At 38.2% G+C, this 23,772-nt stretch carries 23 protein-coding genes; 18 read left to right on the top strand and 5 right to left on the bottom strand.

Going from position 1 to position 23,772, the window contains the following annotated elements; translation table 11 throughout:
* Position 1: 1 nt before the first annotated feature.
* Together IA57_RS11165 and IA57_RS11160 are read right to left on the bottom strand one after the other, a co-directional pair.
* On the bottom strand, positions 2-517 hold the full coding sequence (locus IA57_RS11165; RefSeq protein WP_036123605.1) for a DUF3124 domain-containing protein: 516 nt from the start codon (positions 515-517) through the stop codon (positions 2-4).
* A gap of 92 nt (positions 518-609) precedes the next feature.
* A complete protein-coding gene (locus IA57_RS11160) occupies positions 610-963 on the bottom strand; it encodes a 4Fe-4S dicluster domain-containing protein (protein ID WP_036123603.1) in 354 nt (117 codons plus the stop codon).
* 117 nt (positions 964-1,080) lie between these two features.
* Here IA57_RS11160 and IA57_RS11155 point away from each other — a divergent pair, with 117 nt between their 5' ends.
* The 8 genes from IA57_RS11155 to IA57_RS11120 all read left to right on the top strand — a co-directional run bounded on the left by IA57_RS11155 (position 1,081) and on the right by IA57_RS11120 (position 8,739).
* Positions 1,081-2,139, top strand: a complete 1,059-nt coding sequence (locus tag IA57_RS11155) for an acyl-CoA reductase (RefSeq protein WP_036123600.1) — start codon at positions 1,081-1,083, stop codon at positions 2,137-2,139.
* Positions 2,140-2,271: 132 nt separating this feature from the next.
* Positions 2,272-3,333, top strand: coding sequence for a 3-phosphoserine/phosphohydroxythreonine transaminase (gene serC / locus IA57_RS11150; protein ID WP_036123660.1), 1,062 nt, complete (start codon positions 2,272-2,274; stop codon positions 3,331-3,333).
* A 34-nt stretch (positions 3,334-3,367) separates the two neighbouring features.
* Positions 3,368-4,318, top strand: a complete 951-nt coding sequence (locus tag IA57_RS11145; protein ID WP_036123596.1) for a D-2-hydroxyacid dehydrogenase — start codon at positions 3,368-3,370, stop codon at positions 4,316-4,318.
* A gap of 87 nt (positions 4,319-4,405) precedes the next feature.
* Positions 4,406-5,047 carry a DUF937 domain-containing protein gene (locus tag IA57_RS11140; RefSeq protein WP_036123594.1) on the top strand — a complete coding sequence of 214 codons (642 nt, stop codon included), beginning with the start codon at positions 4,406-4,408 and terminating at the stop codon, positions 5,045-5,047.
* 114 nt (positions 5,048-5,161) lie between these two features.
* On the top strand, positions 5,162-5,593 hold the full coding sequence (locus IA57_RS11135) for a DUF6146 family protein (RefSeq protein ID WP_036123591.1): 432 nt from the start codon (positions 5,162-5,164) through the stop codon (positions 5,591-5,593).
* A gap of 26 nt (positions 5,594-5,619) precedes the next feature.
* Complete coding sequence (locus IA57_RS11130) at positions 5,620-6,108, top strand: DUF6787 family protein (RefSeq protein WP_036123587.1); 489 nt, start codon at positions 5,620-5,622, stop codon at positions 6,106-6,108.
* Entirely contained in the window at positions 6,108-6,440 is a 333-nt protein-coding gene (locus IA57_RS11125; protein ID WP_036123585.1) for a hypothetical protein, read from the top strand. Before IA57_RS11130 ends, IA57_RS11125 begins: the two co-directional genes overlap by 1 nt.
* A 43-nt stretch (positions 6,441-6,483) precedes the next feature.
* Positions 6,484-8,739: a TonB-dependent receptor gene (locus IA57_RS11120; protein ID WP_036123583.1), complete on the top strand. Its 2,256-nt coding sequence runs from the start codon at positions 6,484-6,486 to the stop codon at positions 8,737-8,739.
* A 52-nt stretch (positions 8,740-8,791) separates the two neighbouring features.
* On the opposite strand, the gene IA57_RS11115 is transcribed toward IA57_RS11120, so the two are convergent.
* Both IA57_RS11115 and folE read right to left on the bottom strand, forming a co-directional pair.
* Positions 8,792-9,043 carry a hypothetical protein gene (locus tag IA57_RS11115; protein ID WP_036123580.1) on the bottom strand — a complete coding sequence of 84 codons (252 nt, stop codon included), beginning with the start codon at positions 9,041-9,043 and terminating at the stop codon, positions 8,792-8,794.
* 184 nt (positions 9,044-9,227) lie between these two features.
* Entirely contained in the window at positions 9,228-9,824 is a 597-nt protein-coding gene (folE, locus tag IA57_RS11110) for a GTP cyclohydrolase I FolE (RefSeq protein WP_036123577.1), read from the bottom strand.
* Positions 9,825-9,923: 99 nt separating this feature from the next.
* Between folE and IA57_RS11105 the strand changes: the two genes are divergently transcribed.
* Genes IA57_RS11105 through IA57_RS11095 form a run of 3 tightly spaced genes read left to right on the top strand, consistent with a single transcriptional unit; the run spans position 9,924 to position 12,927 of the window.
* Positions 9,924-10,589 (top strand): ABC transporter ATP-binding protein, encoded by a 666-nt coding sequence (locus tag IA57_RS11105; RefSeq protein WP_036123574.1) that lies wholly within the window; start codon positions 9,924-9,926, stop codon positions 10,587-10,589.
* 56 nt (positions 10,590-10,645) lie between these two features.
* Positions 10,646-11,410 carry a TIGR02757 family protein gene (locus IA57_RS11100; protein ID WP_036123572.1) on the top strand — a complete coding sequence of 255 codons (765 nt, stop codon included), beginning with the start codon at positions 10,646-10,648 and terminating at the stop codon, positions 11,408-11,410.
* Between the two features lie 26 nt (positions 11,411-11,436).
* Positions 11,437-12,927, top strand: coding sequence for a S10 family peptidase (locus tag IA57_RS11095; RefSeq protein WP_036123569.1), 1,491 nt, complete (start codon positions 11,437-11,439; stop codon positions 12,925-12,927).
* 50 nt (positions 12,928-12,977) lie between these two features.
* On the opposite strand, the gene IA57_RS11090 is transcribed toward IA57_RS11095, so the two are convergent.
* A complete protein-coding gene (locus tag IA57_RS11090) occupies positions 12,978-14,867 on the bottom strand; it encodes a M61 family metallopeptidase (protein WP_036123564.1) in 1,890 nt (629 codons plus the stop codon).
* Positions 14,868-14,974: 107 nt separating this feature from the next.
* Here IA57_RS11090 and IA57_RS11085 point away from each other — a divergent pair, with 107 nt between their 5' ends.
* From IA57_RS11085 to IA57_RS11055, 7 genes are all read left to right on the top strand, one after another.
* Complete coding sequence (locus tag IA57_RS11085) at positions 14,975-15,985, top strand: glycosyltransferase family 2 protein (protein WP_036123561.1); 1,011 nt, start codon at positions 14,975-14,977, stop codon at positions 15,983-15,985.
* A 70-nt stretch (positions 15,986-16,055) separates the two neighbouring features.
* Positions 16,056-17,975 carry a BatA domain-containing protein gene (locus IA57_RS11080; protein WP_036123558.1) on the top strand — a complete coding sequence of 640 codons (1,920 nt, stop codon included), beginning with the start codon at positions 16,056-16,058 and terminating at the stop codon, positions 17,973-17,975.
* Positions 17,972-19,234 (top strand): dihydroorotase, encoded by a 1,263-nt coding sequence (locus tag IA57_RS11075; RefSeq protein WP_036123556.1) that lies wholly within the window; start codon positions 17,972-17,974, stop codon positions 19,232-19,234. The genes IA57_RS11080 and IA57_RS11075 overlap by 4 nt, the downstream gene beginning before the upstream one ends.
* On the top strand, positions 19,231-19,557 hold the full coding sequence (locus IA57_RS11070; RefSeq protein WP_036123552.1) for a DUF4870 domain-containing protein: 327 nt from the start codon (positions 19,231-19,233) through the stop codon (positions 19,555-19,557). The genes IA57_RS11075 and IA57_RS11070 overlap by 4 nt, the downstream gene beginning before the upstream one ends.
* A gap of 18 nt (positions 19,558-19,575) precedes the next feature.
* Complete coding sequence (locus IA57_RS11065) at positions 19,576-20,214, top strand: alpha/beta hydrolase (RefSeq protein WP_036123549.1); 639 nt, start codon at positions 19,576-19,578, stop codon at positions 20,212-20,214.
* A gap of 61 nt (positions 20,215-20,275) precedes the next feature.
* On the top strand, positions 20,276-21,007 hold the full coding sequence (locus IA57_RS11060) for a hypothetical protein (RefSeq protein ID WP_036123546.1): 732 nt from the start codon (positions 20,276-20,278) through the stop codon (positions 21,005-21,007).
* A gap of 14 nt (positions 21,008-21,021) precedes the next feature.
* The gene (locus tag IA57_RS11055; protein WP_117595852.1) at positions 21,022-23,772 is read left to right on the top strand and encodes a TonB-dependent receptor; all 2,751 of its coding nucleotides are present in this window, start codon (positions 21,022-21,024) and stop codon (positions 23,770-23,772) included.

The raw sequence follows: 23,772 nt of genomic DNA, 5'->3' as shown, positions 1-23,772 counted from the left end.
GTTACTCTATTCGTTTTCCTTCTGTTGAAAAAGACAAGCCTTGTTGGCCCATGGTACTAATCATAACAGCTTCGAAAAGTGGTTCGTGGCTGTTTTTAGGCACATGCCAATTAAAAATAAAATTGCCTCCCGTGCCGCCACTCTTATCGGTTTCTTTAATAACTATTTCTAGAGTTTCTAAGGGTTTTAAATACACGGGAAACGCGATATAGGAATGCACCAAATCGCCGTGGGTATCAAACAAATCGGCCTTGTCTATATAAACCGTATCGTTTGGGCTAATGTTGCGCATGCTAATGGTTGCGGTTAGATTATGTGTTCTGTGCTCGGTTAAGCTATATATTTGCGAGTATACCGAGAGGTAAGTTGCACCTGTAACAAATGTAGAATCGGCAAGGACGGTTGTTTTTCTGGCGTCCCAATTTATAGATGGCATGGTGTTGTTTTTGGTGCTATCGGTATCATGGCACCCCATTACAAAAAAAACAAGCAACACAACTACAAAAAAACGTCCCATACAGTTAATTTTACTAAAGCTAAAATACTATTTTAAAATAAAAAAGCCCCAAGAAATATGCTTGGGGCTTAATTTTTTTATATAAAAAAACCTTAATCTTCTGGGTGCATAAACGCTTGTTTGCCCAGAAGTACTTCTTCGGTTTCTACGTGGTCCTCATCCGGCACACAGCAGTCTACGGGACATACCGCAGCACATTGTGGCTCTTCGTGGAATCCCATGCACTCGGTGCATTTGTCTGGAACTATATAGTAAATCTCGTCGCTAATGGGTTCTTGCGCCTCATCGGCATTAATGGCTTTGCCGTTAGGTAAAACCACATCGCCTGTTAAACTTGTACCATCAGAATAGCGCCAATCGTCTGCGCCTTCATAAATTGCCGTATTTGGGCATTCTGGCTCGCAAGCACCACAATTAATACATTCGTCTGTTATTATAATTGCCATATTGTTGTTTTTTCTTGTATGGATTTTATTTTACCTAAAAAATAAAATCCTTCTACATTCATTTTTCTAACTTTGCATACAAAAATAAAGCCAAAACAATTCATAACCAAACACAGCATGGATTTACATCAAAGAATTGGTGCTTTCGCAAAACTAGGCCAGTTTTTAAGTCAATTTACCAACGATAATATCAATAAAAAGGAAGATATCCCTTTTAACGATGTTTTTTTTGAAGGGTTTAAACACCAAATACAACTGGCCAAAGAACACAATGGCTGGTTTACCAAAGAAAATGTGTTTTTTGCACTAACATCCTGGAGCAATTTACTTACCCAGAAAGCATTAGAAGACTGGCTTTCAAAATATACCATTAATCAAATACAACCAAAAACCGTGGCTGTTGTTATGGCCGGAAACATCCCTTTGGTTGGATTTCACGATTTTCTTTCAGTTTTAATAACAGGGCACCATGCACTGGTTAAACTTTCTAGTAACGACAAACACCTATTACCATATTTAGCCAAGTATCTAGAGCATGTCGAGCCTGGGTTTAAAGGCCGTATTACCTTTACAGAAGATAAATTTGAAACTTTTGATGCCGTAATTGCTACAGGAAGCAACAATACCGCTCGATATTTTGAATACTACTTTAAAGGCAAACCGTCTATTATTAGAAAAAACAGAAACTCTGTAGCCCTATTAACCGGCACCGAAACCGAAACCGAGTTAAAAGCTTTATCCAACGATATTTTTAGATATTATGGTCTGGGCTGCCGCAGTGTATCTAAGCTATTTGTCCCTAAAGATTACAATTTCGATGCGTTTTTTAAGGCCATGTACCATTGGCATCCCATTATAGAACAAGCAAAATACGCCAATAATTACGACTACAATAAAGCCGTTTATTTAATGAGCGAGTTCGATATGCTGGAAAATGGGTTTTTAATGATTAAACAAGACGCTAGTTATGCTTCCCCCATAGCTACGGTATTTTATGAGTACTACGATAGCTTATCTGAGTTAAAAAATAAACTAACCGAAGACCACGAACACATACAATGTATTGTTGCCAAGAATGTGTTGCCAAACGAAATTAAGTTTGGAAATACCCAAACCCCAGAGCTCCATCAATATGCTGATAATGTTGATGTTGTTGCGTTCTTGCTGACAATTTAAAAAATAAAAATACAATGGTAGCAATCATATTAAGGGATTTTATCAATTTTGTTACCTAACTTTTAACGTTGTACAAGCCATTTATTAGGTATTTACCATGGCTTGTACGCCAACTTAAACACTTATATAATAATGAAAAGACATAATTTTAGTGCCGGGCCATGTGTACTGCCCAAAGCCGTTATAGAAAAAGCTTCACAAGCCGTTTTAGATTACGACAATGGCCTTTCGCTTATAGAAATATCACACAGAAGCAAGGCGTTTGTAGACGTTATGGAAAAAGCCAGAACATTAGCTCTAGAGCTTTTAGGCTTAGAAGGCAAAGGCTATAAAGCCCTGTTTTTGCAAGGCGGTGCAAGCACCCAGTTTTTAATGGTCGCGCTAAACCTACTTGAAAAAAGAGCGGGATACCTTAACACAGGCACCTGGAGCACCAAAGCAATTAAGGAAGCGAAAATTTTTGATGATATATACGAAGTAGCCTCATCAGAAAGTGCTGGGTTTAATTACATTCCTAAGGGATACGACATCCCCGAGAATTACGATTATTTCCACTGCACCTCCAACAACACCATTTTTGGCACACAAATGAAAACATTCCCAGACGCGCCAATTCCTATGGTTTGTGACATGAGCAGTGATATTTTTTCCCGCACCTTAGATTTTACAAAATTTGACCTTATTTATGCTGGTGCCCAAAAAAACCTAGGGCCTGCAGGAACAACCTTAGTGGTTGTAAGAGAGGATATTTTAGGAAAAGTCTCCCGAAAAATCCCATCGATGATGGACTATAAAACACACATAAGTAAAGGCAGCATGTTCAACACCCCGCCTGTTTTTGCAGTTTACACCTCTATGCTTACCCTAGAGTGGTTAAAAAACAAAGGAGGCATTGCAGCCATTGAGGAAGAAAACGAAAAGAAAGCCAGGTTAATGTATTCCGAACTGGATTTAAACCCGCTATTTAAAGGCTATGCCGTTAAAGAAGACCGGTCTTATATGAATGCAACCTTTACCTTAGAAAACGAAAACCTAAAAGAAACCTTCGACACCATGTGGAAAGAAGCCGGCATTAACGGCCTAAACGGACATAGAAGTGTTGGTGGGTATCGCGCCTCGATGTATAATGCCCTAACTTTGGAGAGCGTTCAGGTTTTGGTAGAGGTCATGAGCGAATTAGAGAGAAAAGCATAACACAACTTGCAACATCAAAAAAAGAAAAACAACTATGAAAGTTTTAGCAAACGACGGCATTTCCCAAAGCGGAATTAACACCTTAGAAAATTCTGGTTTCGAGGTCATAACCACAACAGTTGCGCAAGAGCAGCTCATTAATTTCATAAACGAAAATAACATTACCGCCCTATTGGTTCGTAGTGCAACCAAAGTACGAAAGGATATTATAGATGCCTGCCCAGAACTAAAGCTTATTGGCCGTGGCGGCGTTGGTATGGATAATATTGATGTTGAATATGCCAAGCAAAAGGGCATTCACGTTATTAATACACCAGCAGCCTCTTCACATTCTGTGGCCGAGTTGGTTTTTGCACACCTCTTAGGACTATCGAGATTTTTGCACAATGCCAATCGCGACATGCCCTTAGAAGGCGACTCCAGATTTAAAGCCCTTAAAAAAAGCTATGCCAAGGGCATTGAACTTAAAGGAAAAACCATTGGTATTATTGGCTTTGGAAAGATTGGGCAAGCCGCAGCCAAAGTTGCCATAGGTCTTGGTATGACTGTTGTTGCTTACGATCCACTTATCGAGTCTGCCAACTTGGAACTACGTTTTTTCGATGGCCAAAAGTTAAAATTTAAGATTACCACCATTTCAAAAGAAGCCGTTTTAAAACAATCCGATTTTATAACGCTTCACGTACCATCACAAAACGACTATGTTATTGGCACCGCAGAATTTCAGCACATGAAAGATGGCGTAATTATAGCCAATGCTGCCCGCGGCGGAGTGATTGACGAGGTCGCTCTAATAGATGCTATCGAATCTGGAAAAGTTGCTCGCGCAGCTTTGGATGTGTTTGAAAAAGAACCCACCCCAGAAGTCCAACTTTTAATGAACCCCGCCCTATCGTTAACCCCGCATACTGGAGCTGCCACCAACGAAGCCCAAGACAGAATTGGTGTAGAACTAGCAGAACAGATTATTAATTTACTAAGCTAAACCAGTGACTCAAATGTAAAAATTGAGTCTTATTTACAAAAGAGCCGAGAATTTTTTTGTAATTTAACGCACAAAACACAAAACGACATGTCAGGAATTTTAGATTTATTAAATAGCAAAGCCGGAAAAGCAATCATCAATGGGGTTTCGCAACAAACCAACCAGCCGGAAGGCAAAACCCAAGATGTACTAACCATGGCACTACCTGTTTTAATGCAGGCCATGAAACGAAATGCCCAAACCCCACAAGGAGCAGAAGGCCTTATGAACGCCTTAGGCAACAACAAGCACGACGGAAGTATTTTAGATAATCTTGACGGCCTTTTTAGTGGTGGTGTAGATGCTGGTGTTTTAAACGATGGCAGCAAGATTTTAGGACACGTTTTGGGTAATAAAGAACAAAACGTTACCAATGCCTTAGGTGCAAAATCTGGTTTAGACGCTGGTGCTGTTTCAGAGATTTTAAAAGTTGCTGCGCCCATACTCCTTGGTTTTCTAGGCAAGCAAACCAGACAGCAAAATGTAAACAGCTCGTCTGGACTAGAAAGTTTGTTAGGCGGCTTGTTACAAGGAAACTCGCCTAAGCAAGAACAAAGCTTTTTAGAAGCCATTTTAGATGCCGATGGCGATGGTAGTGTTATAGATGATGTTGCCGGTATGGTACTCGGCGGAAACAAAAAGAAAGGCGGCCTAGGTGGCTTACTGGGTGGTTTTTTAGGAAAAAAATAACACGTTAATACAAGCATTAAAAAAAGCCAAACTTAAAGTTTGGCTTTTTTATTTTGCTCGCCTACCTCCTATTATTAACGGCATATTTCGTATCTTTATAAGAAACCATTAATCATGAAATCATGGTGCTTAGCATTAGTAATTGGCCTATTGGTTATTGGCTGTAACGCTTCAAAAACAGCATCGAAAAGTAACGATGCGCTTACGCAAGTAGAAAACGATACGGTTAGAATTTCCAATGCCAACACAGCATACGAAATTTTAATTATAGAACCCGGTTTTAATGCTTGGCTAATCTCTACAGCAAGACCGGAAGGGTACTACTCAAAAACTTTTTTAGAACACCGAAACTGGATTTATGCTACCGAATGGAACCAACGCGTGCTCCAACCACTACAATACGACAATAGCCTTTATGAAATGCCTATAAACTACGAAAAAGGGGTAGATTATGGTTATGAGGTAAATTATAAACTGTATAACTACTTTATTTATTTTCAATTAAAATACAAGCAACAATTGGCACAGTTTATCCCGCGGATATAACGTATATTTGCATTGGTAAAAAAGTTATGGAGAGATTTAAAAAACGTTGGGACATCCAAAAAAACTGGCAGCTTCTTTTTCCTTTCCTAGGAATATTGGGAATTGCTTACAGCGCCTACAAACTAACAGCCCTATTTACCAATAACACCTACCTTAAGGTCCTTGGTATTTTAACTGTTGGCTATTTACTTATCAAGCTAACGCTATGGCTGTTTAAAAAACTAGAGCGCAAATGGATTTTGCAATACCGCTGGGAAATGATTAGGGTATTTATTGTATTTGCCCTTACAGGATCTACATCGGCTTATATAGGCAAACCCCTTTTGCAACTACTGGGAATTACTAAAGAAAACTTAAACCCTATCGTATATTGGCTACTTTTTATTATTATTGGCCTCATTTTTTACCAAATCCTGCTTGTTAGCTTTGGGTGGCTTTTCGGACAGTTCAAATTCTTTTGGGAGTTTGAAAAAAAGATGCTCCGCCGGTTTGGAATGAAAAGGTTTATTAATTAGTGCATTGTATTAAAAAAAATACCGGGTTTAAACTAACCACCTTACTTTTGGTCGTTACGCTGTTATTGCCCACAGCGCATAAACTTGCCCATGCCTTTAGCGGTCATAAACACGAGGTTTGCACGAGCCAAGGCGAAGACCATATTCACAGCCACGAAGTAGAATGTGAATTTTACAAGTTTAAAATCAACACCGATTTTACTGCCATAACACACACCTATACCTTAATTAAATCGAATGCGGACTTTACCCCTATTATTTCGCAATACGCGTTTATAAGCGATTACCAAAAACTTCCTTTCTCGCTTCGCGGGCCACCTTACAATGATTAACCTTAGTTTTTAAAAAAAAAGATTAATCATTTAAAATTAACTCATGAAATTATTTTTAAGTGTAATGCTATTATTGGCATTACCAAGCATGTATGCACAAAACACGATTACAGGGCAGGTAACAGATTATACTGTCTCGCAGCCTATTGCCTTTGCAACCATATATTTGCCACAATTAGAAAAAGGCACCACAACCAATGAAAATGGCCATTTTACTATAACAAACCTCCCTCAGGGAAACTACACAATTGTTGTTTCGTTTGTTGGGTACAAAACCTTTTCAAAAATAATATCCTTACCCTTAAAAGATACCTTAAACATTAGTTTAACGGCCTCTGCCATAGAAATGGAAGAAGTTATTATTTCTACTCCTTTTCATAAGCTACAAAGCGAAAACGTTATGAAAGTTGAGCGTGCCAATGTAAAAACCCTTAAACGAAAAGGTGCCGTTACATTAAGTCAGGGCCTAACCGATATAGCCGGTGTTGAGAGCATTACCACTGGGGCTGGCATAGGAAAACCTGTTATTCGCGGGCTAAGTGCCAATCGGGTGCTGGTTTACACCCAAGGGGTAAGATTGGAAAACCAACAATTTGGAAGCGAGCACGGACTTGGCATTAGCGACGCTGGAATTGAAAGTGTTGAAGTTATTAAAGGCCCTTCGTCTTTGCTTTACGGTAGCGATGCCCTGGGCGGCGTACTGTATTTAAACCCAGAAAAGTTTGCTAACCCCAACGCGTCGCAAGCCAATATCGCGGGGAATTATTTTTCCAATACCAAAGGCTTTAATACAACAGCTGCTTATAAAGCTTCAGGAAAAAAGTTTAAAGCCCTTTTTAGAGGAAGCCTCGCAGAACATGCCGATTATAACACCTCAGATTATAGAGTAACCAACACACGCTTTGTTGAAAAAGATTTTAAAGCGGGATTAGGGTACCAATCCAATAAGTTTAAAACAGCATTGCGCTACAATGTTAATGCCGCTAAAGTTGGTATTCCAGAGGAGATTGGCGAGTCGTCTACCAATGTCACGCCACTACTGCCTTACCAGCAATTAACTAACCATGTGTTTAGCTCGCAATCAACCGTGTTTTTTAACAACTCTAGTCTGGAGATTAATTTAGGCTACACCTATAACGACCGTAAAGAGTTTGAAGAAGAGCACCATCACGACCACGACCATGGCCATGAAACCGAAGACAACCACGAGGACGAGGAAGCGCATCATGATGAAGAAAATCACGAGGACGCGCATCCGGCACTTCATATGAAGTTAAAAACCTTTAATTACGATACCAAATACCATTTACCGATAATGGGGAAATTTGAAACCATTGTAGGGGTTCAAGGCATGCATCAGGTGAATACAAACTATGGAGAGGAGAGGTTAATCCCCGATGCCACCACCAATGATGTGGGTGTTTTAGCCACGACCCATATTCATTTTAATAATTTGGATATCCAGCTAGGCGCGCGGTACGACAATAGAAAAATTGCCTTGTACGATGAGGCCGTAAACAAAAACTTCAATAGTTTTAATGGGGCGCTTGGGTTTAAAACAACCTTGCTTAAAGCCATTACCACACGATTAAATGTTGCCACAGGATTTAGAGCGCCTAATTTAGCCGAACTAACCTCCGATGGAGTGCACCATGGCTCTAACCGCTATGAAATAGGAAATATTGATTTAGACAACGAACAAAACCTTCAAGTTGACTTAAATCTGGAATATGAAAGCAAGCATTTAGAGCTGTTTGTAAACGGTTTTTTTAACCGTATTAACAATTATATATTCCTAGCGCCAGATGGCACTACAATACATGACGCCCCTGTTTACAATTACGTACAGGACCATGCGAAGCTTTATGGTGGTGAAATTGGGTTTCACCTGCACCCACACCCCATTCACTGGTTGCACTTAGAAAGCAGTTTCGAAACGGTTACCGGTAAACAAGATAGCGGCAGTTACCTGCCTTTAATACCTGCAAACTCTGTAAACAATACTTTGCGTGTTGAATACACTACCAATTGGCTAGATCAAGGGTTTGCATTTGTTCGGTTAAAATCGACCTTCAAACAAAACCATGTCAGTGCTTTTGAAACAGAAACACCCGGATACAATTTGTTAAGTGCGGGTATTGGCGGCACGTTTAAGCTGTTTGGGCGTTCGCTGGACCTTACGGTTTCGGGAACCAACCTAACCGATAAAACGTATATAAACCATTTGTCACGTCTTAAACCAGATGGTATTTATAACACAGGCAGAAATGTTATTATTGGTTTAAACTATACCATTTAAAATTAAAAAAGGGCAGCTGTTTAGCTGCCCCTTTTAATGGGGTATTGCGGGATTAAGGTTTTGGTTTAAAAACATAGGTGTACAACCACATTAAGGTAAATGTAGGAATAACATCCAACCACGGAAGCGCCTCTTCTACAAACGAAATTACTGCAGCAATTTTACCCTGCTTTCCTTTGTATAGTTTGGTCATGATCCAAGCTGATAGCGGTGCCCAAACAAAATCGAATGGTGGAAACACAAAAGAAATGTACCCACAGGCATCCAAGAGCAAGCTTAATCCTAACTTTTTATATTTTGTCATATATCAGTAGTGTTTTTTACTGCATACTATTAAACAAAAACCGCACCAAACACCAAGGTTTTTTGTTTGCACCTAAAATTAAGCCATTACTTGTCCGTGCTAGTTTTCAGTGCTTTCTCAATAGTATTTAAATAAATTGGACTGCAGCTAGTAAACTTTATATCTTCAATATTGATACCTCTTTCTAGGAAAGTTTTTCGCTTATCAGCTTTAAAAACTCGTTACGGGTTTCACTCTTTTCAAATTGCCCCCTAAAGCCAGATGTTGTGGTTACCGAGTTTTGTTTTTGTACACCGCGCATCATCATACACATGTGCGAGGCCTCTATAACCACAGCAACACCTTGTGGCTGCAAAGTCTCGTTAATACAGTCTAAAATTTGTTCGGTTAGGCGTTCTTGTACTTGTAGGCGTCTAGCAAAAACATCCACAATTCTTGGAATTTTACTCAAACCTACAATTTTTCCGTTGGGAATGTAAGCAATGTGGGCTTTTCCAAAAAAAGGCAACATATGGTGTTCGCATAAGGAGTATAGTTCAATGTCCTTAACTATGACCATCTCGTTATAAGACTCCTTGAACATGGCACTTTTTAATATTTCGGCAGCATCTTGATGATAGCCTTGTGTTAAAAACTGCATGGCCTTAGAGGCACGCTCGGGTGTTTTTTGTAAGCCATCGCGGTTAATGTCCTCTCCTAAATCTTCTATAATGCTTTTATAGCGTGCTTTTACATCGTCTGTAACTTGCATGTTATATTCTTCAAAATGTTTGTATGGCATGTCTTGTGGTTCTTATAAAGGTTAAAAATAGAATAATAAAATTCAAAAATATATTATGTTTACATAAAATTGTATTTTCACGGCAAAGTTAAGAGCATCGTGATAACAGCAAAAAACATTCATAAATACTATAACACCCTACATGTTTTAAAAGGTGTTGACCTAAACATTAAACCTGGTGAAGTGGTCTCGATTGTTGGGGCTTCCGGGGCAGGAAAAACCACCCTATTGCAAATTTTAGGCACCTTAGATAAAGCGTCAAAAAAAGAAGAAAGCAGCCTGATTATCAACCAAACAGATGTTTTTAAGCTTAAGGATAAAGCCTTGGCCAAATTTAGAAACGAACATATTGGGTTTATTTTTCAGTTTCACCAATTAATGCCCGAATTTACAGCAGTCGAAAATGTTTGCCTTCCTGCATTTATTAAAGGAACCTCAAAAAAAGATGCCGAAAAACGCGCCTTGGAGTTGTTGGACTTTCTCGGTTTAAAAGACCGCTACAACCATAAACCCAACGAGCTTTCGGGAGGCGAACAACAACGTGTTGCTGTTGCTAGGGCTTTAATTAACAGCCCTAAAGTTGTTTTTGCCGATGAGCCTTCGGGAAACCTCGATAGCGAAAGTGCCGAAAACCTCCACAATTTATTTTTTAAGCTACGCGACGAGTTTGGCCAAACCATTGTCTTGGTAACCCATAATGAAGACCTTGCCAATATGGCCGACAGAAAACTAACCATGGTCGATGGCAATATTGTAACCGCATAGGGTGTACTTAGCGTTAGCCCATGCGCTATGCATTATTTACCGATAGACTGATTTTTATGAACGAAAACGAATTAAAAGATTTTTTAGACGAAAAGGTCGAGCAATACAATACCACCAAGTTTATAGAAAGCGATCCCATTCAAATCCCTCATCTTTTCAATAAAAAGGAAGACATCGAGATTTCGGGTTTTTTAACGGCTACCATTGCTTGGGGCAATAGAAAGAGCATTATAAACAATGCCACGCAAATGATGGCCTTATTAGATAACTCGCCTTACGATTTTGTAAAAAACCATCAAGAAAAAGATCTGGAATCCTTGTTGCCCTTCGTACACAGAACCTTTAATGGTACCGATTTTATCACGTTTATAAAAGCATTAAATCATATCTATAACAATCATGAAGGGTTAGAAGCCGTGTTTAATAAAACAGCTAATAATGAATCGCTACAAATGGCGATAAGCCAATTTAAATCACATTTTTTTGAAATTGAGCATTTACCAAGAACTCAAAAACATGTTAGCGATCCATTAAAAAACTCTGCTGCCAAACGCATTAACATGTATTTACGCTGGATGGTAAGACCTAACACCACAGGGGTAGATTTTGGTATTTGGAACAGCTTATCCCCTTCGCAATTGTCGTGCCCCTTAGATGTACATAGCGGAAATGTCGCTAGAAAATTAGGCCTTTTAAAACGCAAACAGAATGATGCTAAAGCTTTACTAGAACTAGATACAGCATTAAGAAAACTAGACCCAACCGATCCGGTTAAATACGATTTTGCGCTTTTTGGCTTAGGTGTTTTTGAAAGATTTTAATTCTATATCTTTACAAAAAACTCAACATGAAAATACCTTTCATATTACTTCTGTGCGGTTTCCTAGGGGTAAGCACTCAAGCACAACAGCGAAGTATTGCAACCGATACAGCCGTTGTTACCACCAACCGTATTAATATTAATGGGCAACAGATTAGCTATACCGCCAAAACGGGTATGCAGCCCGTATGGAATGAAGACAACACCCCTATTGCCTCCTTATTCTATACCTATTACAAACGCGACAATGTTAACAAATCGTCGCAGCGCCCTTTAATCTTTTCATTTAACGGTGGCCCTGGCTCTGCTTCGGTATGGATGCATATTGCCTATACCGGACCAAAAATCCTAAACATCGACAGCGAAGGTTACCCCGTGCAGCCTTATGGCGTTAAAGACAACCCAAATGCTATTTTAGATGTAGCCGATATTGTATTTGTAAACCCTGTAAATACTGGGTATTCCCGCATGATAAAAGATGAAGAGGGCCAATACCCCGAGCGCGAGAATTTCTTTGGCATCAATGCCGATATTAAATATTTAGCCGAATGGATGACCACATTTGTTAGCAGAAACAACCGTTGGGAATCACCAAAATACATTATTGGCGAGAGTTACGGTGGCACAAGAGTTATGGGACTTGCCGAAGAACTCCAAAACAACCAATGGATGTATCTTAATGGCGTAATCATGGTTTCGCCAGCCGATTACAAAGTGCTTTATCGTGGTAACCCTAATGATTCTGCCTTAAATCTCCCCTATTTTACGGCTACAGCATGGCACCATAAAATGTTACCTAGCGAGCTTCAGCAAAAAGACCTCTTAGATATTTTACCCGAAGCAGAAGCCTTTAGCCTAAATACCTTGTTGCCAGCACTCGCCAAAGGGGGCTTTATTCAAGAGACAGAAAAACAAGCCATTGCAGAACAAATGGCCTATTACTCTGGCATCTCGAAAAAAGAGATTTTACAACATAACTTAAATGTCCCTCCTGCGTTCTTTTGGAAAACACTATTGCGGGAAAAAAGTGGGCATACCATTGGCCGATTAGATTCGAGATACTTAGGGATAGATAAAAACGAAGCTGGTATAGCACCAGATTACAATGCTGAGCTGAGCTCGTGGTTGCACTCGTTTACCCCGGCAATAAATTATTACATTAAAACCCATTTAAACTTTAAAACAGACCTTAAGTATAACATGTTTGGCGATGTGCACCCTTGGAACAGGGAAAACGACAACACCCGAGAACGCTTGCGCAAAGCCATGGCTGCCAACCCATACTTAAATGTGTTAATCCAATCGGGGTATTACGATGGTGCCACAACCTATTTTCATGCCAAATATACCATGTGGCAAATAGATCCTAGCGGAAAAATGAAAGACCGCTTCTCCTTTAAAGGCTACAGAAGTGGCCATATGATGTACCTAAGGCACGAAGATCTTATTAAGGCCAACGACGATTTAAGGGCCTTTATTACTAAAACATCGGCTACAGGAAAATCGGCCAAATACTAACAAAAAAACCACGCTTTTTGCGTGGTTTTTTTATCAACTAGCGTATTAATCTAGCCCTTTAACCAAGCCTTACGCAATGCTGTTTGGGCATTGGTTGCATTGGTTTTTTCCTTTAAGGTTCTACCGGTTGTATACGATTGTTTTAGCGTTTCTTTTATCACAACCTTTTCGCCATTTCGCAATAAAGTCATTTCAATATCTGTACCTGGCTGCCACATGTATACTTTTTGAAAAATACTATTGGCGTTCTGTAACGACACGTCTACCCCGCCAACAGATTTTATAACATCGTTAGGCTTTACACCGTGTTCGTTCCAGAAACTGTTTTCCGTTACGGCATCGGTAAAATAAATGCTACCCGTTTGTGGGTTTGCACCAACAATTAAAGCACCATTATTTTGAATATAGTTTGTTTTTACGCGGGTCTCTCCTACTTCTAAACCAACTTTTTCAAAAAACGTATTGTAATTAATAGGCACATCGCCAATAACATGGGTGTTAAAAAAATCGCCTATTGAAGGGTACGTCATCGCAACAATCTCATCGATTAGTTTATCATCCTCAAACGGGTTGTTCTTGCCATATTTCATGGAAAGTTCTTTCATAAGGGATAATATGCCTCGCGTACCATTGCTTTCTTCCCGCATTAAAATATCAATGCACATGCCTATTAAGGCACCTTTTTGATACACATTGTAATAGTTACTTGCATAAGGCTCGTCAAGAATATTTTCGCTCATGATGGTAAAACTCATCGTGTCATCAAGGCTTCTAGATACTTGGATTTTATCCATGATTCTACTATAGAAATCTGCTTCGCTTACCAAGCCTTGGTCCACTTGAAATAGCGTAGCGAAATATTCGGTTACGCCTTCGTACATCCATAAATGTTTAGAGAATGTTGGGTTGTTATAATCGAAATAATGCACGTCTTCAGAATGTACGCTTAGCGGAGTTACAATATGAAAAAACTCGTGCGACACCACGTCTGTCATGCTTTCGGCAAGAGCTTCGAAAGGCATGGCTTCTGGCATAACCACAACGGTTGATGTGTGGTGCTCGAGTGCTCCGAATCCCTTTGGAGAGTCGTCTTCACCTTTAGATAAATATAAATAAATGTCGTAACGCGGCGTGCTATCAATATCTCCCAAATAGGTTTTTTGAGCCTGCATCATGGTTTCGATAACGTCTTTAATCTGTTTTGCCGAGTGGATTTTATTGGGCGAATACACACTTAAAACAATTTTTATATTGCCTACTTGAAATTCTTCAACATCAAGGTTACCATAAAACATGGGGTTGTCTGTTATGTCGAAATACCTTGCAGCAAAATAGCTTGTGGTTACGGTTTTACCGTCTTCAGAAGTTACTTGGGCTACATCCTGTAAAGCTGACGTTCTGTTAAAGCTAGCAGGAGAAACCACATCTAGTTTATACTGGTTGTTTTTTAACGCATCGAAATATCCTATAAAGCCGTGCAAGTTAAGCACATAGTTATCTGGCTCGATATTGGTTCCTGCAGGTGAAAATGGCGCGTCTCCCCCTATACCACCAGATATTTCCTGATCGAAAGTATCATTGGCTAAGTAAGTGATATAATCTAATTGGGTGGCATTGGCAATGGTCCATGTATTGGTATCGGTTTTAGATACTGCAAGTTCGTTTCCATCGTAATCGAACGCCTTAAGGTTGTCGATGTATTTTCCAAAATCACTAACCGAATATGTACCTTGAACAACCCTAGGCAGGCGGTAAGTTGCTGTTTGTGTGGTAAAGCGTCCAGGGTTAACTGTTACCGGAACCTGATCGTTTTCAACCTTTGTTAGGTCGACCTTTGTCATAATTGGTACGCTTTGCGCTAGATCGTCTGTTGTTGTACCAGACGAGCCACATGCTGCTAATAACATACTCATGCCTAAAGTGGCGAACGTTTTCTTCATGGTTTTTGTTTTTTTTTAGTCTTGATAGATTGACGCTCAAAATAATTATGTGTTACAGATACTTTCCTTAAGATTTTGTTAAAAACACAATTTGCTATCTTCGCAACATGCAAAACGACCTAATAAGTATACTTACCCCCTTTAAAAATACAGCTCTATTTTTACCAGAATGCATCGATTCTATCCTAACGCAAACCTATAAAAACTGGGAACTTATTATTGTAGATGATGGCTCAACCGATGAAAGCCCAGAAATTGTTGCACAATATGCCAAGCTAGATGCTAGAATTAAACACTTTAAAGCGCCCGAAAAAGGCATTATTAAAGCCTTACGTTTTGCCTTAAAACAGGCGTCTGGCAAGTACATAACCCGTATGGATAGCGATGATGTAATGCCCAACTATAAGCTAGAAATGCTACATAACAACCTTAAAAAGCATGGCGAAAAACATGTAGCAACCGGATTGGTAAGGTATTTTAACCCCACCCATGGCGTAAGCAATGGTTATATAAAATACGAGAAATGGTTAAACAGATTAACTATGAAAGGTGCTAATTTTTCTGAAATATATAAAGAATGTGTTATAGCTTCGCCCTGTTGGATGGTTCATAAAAACGATTTGATGGCCTGTGGCGCTTTTAACCTTGATAGGTATCCTGAAGATTACGATTTAACCTTTAGGTTTTATAAACACGGATTTACTTGTATACCTTGCGATACGGTACTTCACCATTGGCGCGACTACTCGACCAGAACATCTAGAACGCACGAACATTACGCCCACAACTACTTTTTAGAACTTAAGCTGCATTATTTTTTAGAGTTGGATTATGATAGCAATAGGCCTCTGGCCCTTTGGGGAGCTGGCTTTAAAGGAAAGCACATAGCAAAAGCCCTAATTGAAAGGCACATACCGTTTTATTGGATTTGCAACAACCCAAACAAAATCAATAAAAAAATATACCAAGCACCACTCTTATCTTTTGAGCATCTTAAACAGCTAGAACACCCACAAAGTATTATTACAGTGGCTAATGGCAAGCAACAGAAAATGATAAAACAGTATTTTAACGACTTAAACATGACCGCTATGACAGATTACTTTTTTTTCTGCTAGTAACTAATTTGTTGTTAAAAGGTTTTCTTTTTCTCTTTAAACATTATTTTTGTAAGAAACCCATATAGGAATGCAGTTTAAATACCCAGAAATTCTCTACGCCCTTTTTGCGCTTATTATTCCTATTATTGTTCATTTGTTTCAACTAAGGCGCTTTAAGAAACAGACTTTTACCAATGTTGCTGTTTTAAAACGGGTAAAATTACAAACCAGAAAAAGTGCCCAATTAAAAAAATGGCTGCTTTTGGCCACGAGATTGCTTTTGTTTGCCGCCATAATTTTGGCCTTTGCGCAACCCTACACCTCTAAAACCAATGTTTTAAACAAACCCATAGAAACTGTTGTTTACTTAGACAACTCGTTTAGCATGCAGGCCAAAGGAAAACAGGGAGAGCTTTTTAAACGCGCTGTGCAAGACTTGGTGTCACAAATTCCTGAGAACCAAAACCTGTCGCTATTTACTAATAACAGGACGTTTAAAAACACAACCGTATCTGCCATAAAAAATGATCTGTTAAACCTAGATTATACCAATACCCCTTTAAGTTACGACGCGGCTTATTTAAAAGGCAAAAACCTATTTAACCAAGCCGGTCATCTTAAAAATTTTATTTTTATTTCTGATTTTCAACAAAAGAAAAACCATTTCACGCCCAAAAAAGAAACGGCAATAAACTTTAGTGCTGTAAGCCTAAAACCCGAAAATGTGACCAATGTTTCTATCGATTCAATTTATGTTTCAAATAAAACAGCAACCGTTTTAGAACTAACAGTAAACGTAAACAGCAATACAGCCCAAACCGAAAACATGCCTATTTCTTTATACGACGGCGAAAAGCTGTTGGCCAAGACCTCGGCAAGTCTCGCTCCCGATGGAACTGCTGTGTTTTCTATTGATAGAAACCTTCCCATAAACGGAAGAGTCTCTATTACCGATAACGGTTTGCAATTTGACAACGATTTGTTTTTTAACATCAATCCGTCAAAAAAAATCAATGTACTAGCCATTACCAATGGCCAAGCTGATTTTATAGCTCGTATTTTTACCAAAGACGAGTTTGAGTTAACCACAGTTGCCGAAAATGCTTTAAATTACAGCACCATAGAAGATCAAAACCTTATTGTTTTAAATGAATTGGATCAAATACCAAGTGCGTTAGCCAATGCGCTATTAACGTTTATGCAGCACGGCGGAAGTGTTGTTATCATTCCATCTAACACCTTATCTAAAGACAGTTACAACTCATTTGTTTCGGCTTTTGGTGTGAGGTTTAACGATCTGAGTCCTACCCCAAAACACCTTACTCAAATTAACTTTGATCACCCTTTATTCGAAAACGTTTTTAATAACCGGGTTCATAATTTTCAGTATCCTAAGATTGAGCGTCATTTTAATTTGGAACTAGAATCGTATGCTAACATTTTGCAGCTGGAAGATCAATCGCCATTCTTGGCTCAGGTTAAAAATTTATATGTGTTTTCGGGTGCGATAAATAAGGACAATTCAAATTTTCAACACTCTCCCTTAATTGTTCCAACGCTATACAATATTGGAAAGCAAAGTTTAAAAATGCCACAGCTTTACTACAGTTTAGGGCAGCAGGTTTCGTTTGATGTACCCGTATCGTTACAACAAGATGCCGTGTTAACCATGGCCCTAGACAACAATAACATGATACCTCAACAACAAGCTTATAGCAATAAAGTTACCCTTACAACAGCTAATTATTTAAACCAGGCAGGTATTTACAGCCTTTACAACAAGGACGAGTTGGTACAACACGTAAGCTATAATTACGATCGCGACGAAAGTAAGTTGCACTACCAGGATTTATCGAATTTTAACGATATTGAAGTATACAATTCGATACCCCATGTGTTTAATGTTATAAAAAGTGAAACCAATATTAATGTGCTATGGAAATGGTTTGTTATTTTTGCATTGGTTTTCGTCCTCATAGAAATGCTCATACTAAAATATTTTAAATGAACGCATTAATTAAATCTGCTACAATTGTTGATACTAAAAGTGATTTTCACAATAAAACCGTCGATATTTTAATTGAAAACGGGCTTATTAAAAACATGGATTACCATATTGAAAACACGAACAATTTTCAAGAAATTACCTACCCCAACCTACATGTATCGCAAGGTTGGTTTGATAGTAGCGTGAGTTTTGGTGAGCCCGGTTACGAAGAGCGCGAAACAATAGCCAATGGCTTAAAAACCGCTGCACTTTCTGGGTTTACGCAAGTGGCGTTAAACCCCAACACCTACCCTGTAACAGATACGGCTTCGGCTATTGCCTTTATTAAAGACAGGGCAAAAGACAATGCCGTTTCGCTACTGCCTATTGGAGCCTTAACCAAACTTAGTGCAGGAAAGGATATGGCCGAATTGTTCGACATGAAAAACGCAGGAGCCGTAGCTTTTGGCGATTATAAAAACCCCATAAGTAACCCCAATATTTTAAAAATCGCATTGCAATACGCCCAAGGGTTTAATGCTTTGGTGCACAGCTTTCCGTTTAATAAGGACGTTAGCGGACAAGGTGTTATGAACGAAAACATAACCAGTACCTCTATTGGGTTAAAGGGCATTCCTAATTTAGCAGAAGACTTACAACTTGCCCGAGATCTTTTTGTTTTGGAGTATACAGGCGGCAAACTGCACATTCCTACTATATCCACAGCAACATCGGTAGCGCTTATTAGAGAGGCAAAAAAGAAAAATTTAGATGTTAGCTGTAGTGTAGCCATACACAACCTTTGCCTAACAGACGAGGTTCTAAAGGACTTTAACACCCATTATAAAGTCATGCCCCCTTTAAGAACCCAAAGCGATGTTGATGCGCTACTTGAAGGATTAAAGGACGGTACGATAGATATGGTTACATCAGACCACAACCCTATTGATGTTGAGCATAAAAAAGTAGAGTTTGACCACGCTAAATACGGTGCCATTGGTTTAGAATCTGCATTTGGTGCATTAAATACTGTTTTTAGCACCAAAAAAACCATCGACCTTCTTACCAAAGGAAAACAGCGGTTTGGCGCTGAAACGCATCCTGTTGCCATAGGAGAAAAAGCGAACATCACCCTATTTAATCCTAACGGAAAAATAACGTTTACCAAAGACCATATTATTTCGACCTCTAAAAATGCTATTTTTGAAGGTCACACCTTAAAAGGCCATGCCTATGGTGTTATTTCTAACAACCAACTTGTATTAAAATCACAACCATGAACAACGCAACCATAAACGAAGGTAAGTCCCTTGCCATAGTAAGCTACCTAACTTTTATTGGGCTTATCATTGCTGTTTTAATGAATATGGAACGTAAAAACCCATTTACATTTTTCCACATCCGGCAAATGCTTGGGTTAATTTTAATGCTAATTGTTTCTAATGTAACCGAAGCGTACATTAACAGTTTGGCAGGTACCATTTTATGGACCATTACATTTGTATGTTGGTTATTTGGTCTGTTTTATGCCATTAAAGGCGAAGCTAGACCTATTCCTTTGCTGGGGGAAAAATTTCAAGAATGGTTTAAAAATATTCAGTAATAAAAAAACAACAGTCCCTTGAGTTTATTTTATATCACCCGACCTTCTACATTAAAAGAAAACGCACCCTTACTTATTATGCTTCATGGCTATGGCAGCGACGAAAACGATTTGTTTTCTTTTGCTTCTGAATTGCCCGAGGAGCTCTTTATTATATCTGTTCGTGCCCCCTACCCGTTACAGCCCTACGGAAATGCATGGTACGCCATAAATTTTGATGCCGATAACAGCAAATGGAGTGACGATGAGCAAGCACGAGCTTCAATGGAAACAATTGTTGCTTTCATTGATGATGCTTGCAGCAAATACCCCGTTAATAAAAACAACGTTACTTTATTGGGCTTTAGCCAAGGCGCCATATTAAGTTATGCTGTTGCTCTTACCTATCCTCAAAAAGTTAATCGGGTGGTGGCTTTAAGTGGTTATATAAACCAAAACCTCATTCCAGAAAACACCAACGAAATGGATTACAGTCACCTTAGTTTTTATTGTTCGCACGGTAGTGTAGATCAGGTTATTCCTGTAGCCTGGGCCAGACAGTCGCCTAAAATACTAGAGCGTTTAGGCATAACACACCTATATAGCGAATTTCCTGTAGGCCACGGTGTTGCCCCAAGTAATTTTTATGAGTTAAAGAGTTTTCTTACAAGAAAATAACGTTTTATTAGATTAAACAGGTTGAGTTCATTATCTTGGCGTTTTTATTAGTCATATTTTAATGAAACCTCGCTTTACCTTCCTTAACAGCTCTATTATGCTTGCTGTTTTATTTTGCCTGCCAACTGCTGCACAAAATAATGATGTTAATAGCTACTACGCTGCTTTTGATGCTATTATCTCTCACGAAAACACGCCACTTTACAATGGGTTGCGTTATGTTGATGCGTTTAGAGCTACCAAAGAAAAGCATCGTTACTTTAAGCATTACGATTTTTTAAAAGGGAATGTTGTTTATAATGGACAACCTTATTTTAATCTTGATTTAAAATACGATTTGTATGAAGATGTTTTAATTACCAGATTAAATGGTGACAAGGATTACTTTAACATGGTATTTACTCCCCTTAATGTTAGTGAGTTTAACATAGAAAACCACAAGTTTATTAATTTTCATGATAACAAAAGCTTAGCTGAAATAGGTATAAACGGCTATTTAGAGCAAGCTTATATTGGAGAACGGGTCTCTTTGTACATAAAACATTACACCCCAAAACGAGAAGAGCTAGAAAACAAAAAAATCAATCACTTATTCAATAAAAAGAGTCTTTACATCCTTTTAAAGGATGGTGTTTTTTATAACGTTAGCTCTAAAAGACATTTAAAATCTTTGCATCTCATAACAAAGAAAGCTCTTAACGATTTTTACAGCAGCAACCATTCGCTTTATAAAGCACATGAAGACAAATTTATGGTGAAGTTAATCTCATTTATCGACAATAATTTAAAATAATAAGCAGTAGTAATATGGCAATAAAAAAAGCAATTATCATATTATTAATATGTATCTGCATTCCACAATTAATTCTTGCACAAAGCAGCGACAAATTGTCTGTTAACTTTAACCGTGTTTCCCTTAAAGAAGCTTTTAGCGTTTTAGAAAAAAAAACAGGTATTAAATTTTATTATCAGGATTATTGGATAGAAAACAAAATCGTTTCTAAAAAATTTGACGAGGCAACCTTAAAAAATATTTTAAACGATATTTTAGAAGAAACAACGCTTAATTTTATTGTTTACAACAATGCTGTTATCCTAATTAATAACAGTGTTGTGTATAAAGATTTGCCTTTAAATTATTTTAAAGCATCTAACAACAATTATAACGACAATTCTGCCATTTTCTACAATGAGTATGATAAGGCAATACGCTCTAAAAAAAACCTGATTATAATTGGGAAACAAAATGAAAATTCTATTCAAACAGAATGTACTATCACGGGAGTGATAAAAAACGATAATACGGGAGCTCCTATATACAACATGGTTATTGCCCTACAAAACTCCAACACCTATACAACAACCGACAAAAATGGTTACTTTAAAATTATAGTCCCCTCGGGTTATAATGTATTAGAGGCCAAACTTATGGGGTATGACAATGTTTCTAAAGAATTAATTGTTTACGGAAATGGGCGCATGGACCTTAGTATAAGCGAGAATGCCGAGCAATTAGATGAAGTTTTGATTGATGCCAAAAGGGATGCCAATGTTAAATCTGCCGTTGTTGGCCTAACAACTATTGATGTTGTTGGCCTAAAAAATGTTCCTGTTGTACTTGGTGAGCGTGACATCTTTAAAGTAATTACAACAAAACCTGGTATTAAAAAAACTGGTGAAGGCTCGTCTGGCTTTAATGTTAGAGGAGGCAGAACCGATCAAAATTTAATTTTACTGGACGATGCCGTTATTTATAACCCTTCGCATTTTTTAGGTTTTTTCTCTGCTATTAATCCCTATACAACCAAAAGCCTTAACATATATAAGGCTAGTATTCCTTCAGAATATGGCGGGAGACTATCGTCTGTTTTCGATATTCAATCTAAAAACGGAAATACCAAAACGTTTTCTGGCGAAGGTGCATTGGGGCCAGTTACCGCCAATTTAACTCTAGAAACGCCCATTATAAAAGAAAAATCGTCGTTAATTGTTGGTGCTAGAGCAACGTATTCAGATTGGGTTTTAAACTTAATAGACGAAGCCTCGCTTAAAGACAGCGAAGCCTCATTTTTTGATGGTTTAGCCAAATACAGCCACCAAATTAACGACAACAACAACATACAAGGTACGTATTATTACAGTAAAGATGCTTTTAGCATCTCGAACGATTCTATTTTAAAAAACAGCAACCAACTTATTTCCCTAAAATGGAACCACACCTTTAACGAAAAAAACACCCTAGATGCCATACTTGTTAATAGCCAATACAAGTACGATGTTAACTATGAAAGTAATGCCAATCGCAACTTTGATTTTGGTTATAAAGTAAACGAAACCCAAATCAAGTTAAATGCTGGTTACATTCACAATAAAAAGCATAAATTTAATTACGGTATAAGCAGTAAACTATACAACACAAACCCTGGAAAAATATCCCCGATTGGTGCAAATTCGAACATTCAAACCAAAAGCTTACAAAAAGAAAAAGGTTTGGAATCTGCTCTATATGTAGCCAACATCTTTAAATTGAATAAAAATTTAACCATCGATACTGGCTTAAGATACTCTTACTTTAGCGCTTTAGGAAAAGCTACTGTAAATGTTTATGAGAACGACAAACCTAGAATAGCAACTTCGATTAGTGAAGTTAAAGAATTTGGAAAAAACGAATCTATAAAATCCTATGGCGTTTTTGAACCACGTATTTCTTTTAGATACCTTTTTAATTCTGGGTTTTCCATAAAGGGCAGTTATAACCGTACAGCCCAATACATTCATTTATTGTCTAGTAATACAACCGAGTCGCCTACCGATACCTGGAAATTATCAGACTATAACATTAAGCCTCAAAAAGCCAACCAGTTTGCTCTAGGGGTATATAAAAACCTAAAAGACAATAACATTGAGTTAAGTTTAGAAGCTTACTACAAAACTATGGAAGACATTCTAGACTATAGGGTTGGTGGCGATATTATTATGAATGAAAACATCGAACAAGTACTCCTACAAGGTAAGGGTAAAGCCTATGGTATAGAGTTTTTATTAGAAAAGAAGAAAGGCCGTTTAAATGGTTGGTTTGGGTACAGTTATTCAAGAGCTTTTACCAAACTTGATAGCCCGTTTATTTTCGATAAAGTAAACAATGGCGATTATTTTCCGGCAAATTACGACAAGCCCCATGACGTTAGCTTGGTGGGTAATTATAAATTAACGCACCGCTATAGCTTTTCTGCCAATGTAGCCTACCAAACAGGAAGACCTATAACCTACCCCATTGGCAAATATATGTTTGCAGGAGAAGAACAGGTTGTGTATAGTGATAGAAATAAATACCGAATTCCAGATTATTTTAGAGTGGATATTGGTTTTAACATAGAAGGAAATCATAAAATAAAGAAATTAGCACACAGTTTCTGGAACATTTCAATTTACAATGTACTGGGCAGAGCTAATCCGTATTCTATATTCTTTGTTAACGAAAATGGTCATGTTCAGGCTTACAAAACATCAGTTTTTGCTGTGCCAATACCAACCATAACCTATAATTTTAAGTTTTAA

Origin of the sequence: Mangrovimonas yunxiaonensis (genome assembly GCF_000733475.1) — a bacterium.
Taxonomy (GTDB): Bacteria; Bacteroidota; Bacteroidia; order Flavobacteriales; family Flavobacteriaceae; genus Mangrovimonas; species Mangrovimonas yunxiaonensis.
This window is presented reverse-complemented; position numbering and strand designations above follow the sequence as displayed.

Excerpts from the sequence above, each read along its gene's own strand:
- IA57_RS11060 (WP_036123546.1), top strand. The coding sequence starts at position 20,276 with ATGAAACCTCGCTTTACCTTCCTTAACAGCTCTATTATGCTTGCTGTT.
- IA57_RS11135 (WP_036123591.1), top strand. The coding sequence starts at position 5,162 with ATGAAATCATGGTGCTTAGCATTAGTAATTGGCCTATTGGTTATTGGC.
- IA57_RS11140 (WP_036123594.1), top strand. The coding sequence starts at position 4,406 with ATGTCAGGAATTTTAGATTTATTAAATAGCAAAGCCGGAAAAGCAATC.
- IA57_RS11165 (WP_036123605.1), bottom strand. The coding sequence starts at position 517 with ATGGGACGTTTTTTTGTAGTTGTGTTGCTTGTTTTTTTTGTAATGGGG.
- IA57_RS11155 (WP_036123600.1), top strand. The coding sequence starts at position 1,081 with ATGGATTTACATCAAAGAATTGGTGCTTTCGCAAAACTAGGCCAGTTT.
- IA57_RS11055 (WP_117595852.1), top strand. The coding sequence starts at position 21,022 with ATGGCAATAAAAAAAGCAATTATCATATTATTAATATGTATCTGCATT.
- IA57_RS11120 (WP_036123583.1), top strand. The coding sequence starts at position 6,484 with ATGAAATTATTTTTAAGTGTAATGCTATTATTGGCATTACCAAGCATG.
- serC (WP_036123660.1), top strand. The coding sequence starts at position 2,272 with ATGAAAAGACATAATTTTAGTGCCGGGCCATGTGTACTGCCCAAAGCC.
- IA57_RS11145 (WP_036123596.1), top strand. The coding sequence starts at position 3,368 with ATGAAAGTTTTAGCAAACGACGGCATTTCCCAAAGCGGAATTAACACC.
- IA57_RS11080 (WP_036123558.1), top strand. The coding sequence starts at position 16,056 with ATGCAGTTTAAATACCCAGAAATTCTCTACGCCCTTTTTGCGCTTATT.
- folE (WP_036123577.1), bottom strand. The coding sequence starts at position 9,824 with ATGCCATACAAACATTTTGAAGAATATAACATGCAAGTTACAGACGAT.
- IA57_RS11115 (WP_036123580.1), bottom strand. The coding sequence starts at position 9,043 with ATGACAAAATATAAAAAGTTAGGATTAAGCTTGCTCTTGGATGCCTGT.
- IA57_RS11095 (WP_036123569.1), top strand. The coding sequence starts at position 11,437 with ATGAAAATACCTTTCATATTACTTCTGTGCGGTTTCCTAGGGGTAAGC.
- IA57_RS11130 (WP_036123587.1), top strand. The coding sequence starts at position 5,620 with ATGGAGAGATTTAAAAAACGTTGGGACATCCAAAAAAACTGGCAGCTT.
- IA57_RS11160 (WP_036123603.1), bottom strand. The coding sequence starts at position 963 with ATGGCAATTATAATAACAGACGAATGTATTAATTGTGGTGCTTGCGAG.
- IA57_RS11075 (WP_036123556.1), top strand. The coding sequence starts at position 17,972 with ATGAACGCATTAATTAAATCTGCTACAATTGTTGATACTAAAAGTGAT.
- IA57_RS11070 (WP_036123552.1), top strand. The coding sequence starts at position 19,231 with ATGAACAACGCAACCATAAACGAAGGTAAGTCCCTTGCCATAGTAAGC.
- IA57_RS11085 (WP_036123561.1), top strand. The coding sequence starts at position 14,975 with ATGCAAAACGACCTAATAAGTATACTTACCCCCTTTAAAAATACAGCT.
- IA57_RS11100 (WP_036123572.1), top strand. The coding sequence starts at position 10,646 with ATGAACGAAAACGAATTAAAAGATTTTTTAGACGAAAAGGTCGAGCAA.
- IA57_RS11090 (WP_036123564.1), bottom strand. The coding sequence starts at position 14,867 with ATGAAGAAAACGTTCGCCACTTTAGGCATGAGTATGTTATTAGCAGCA.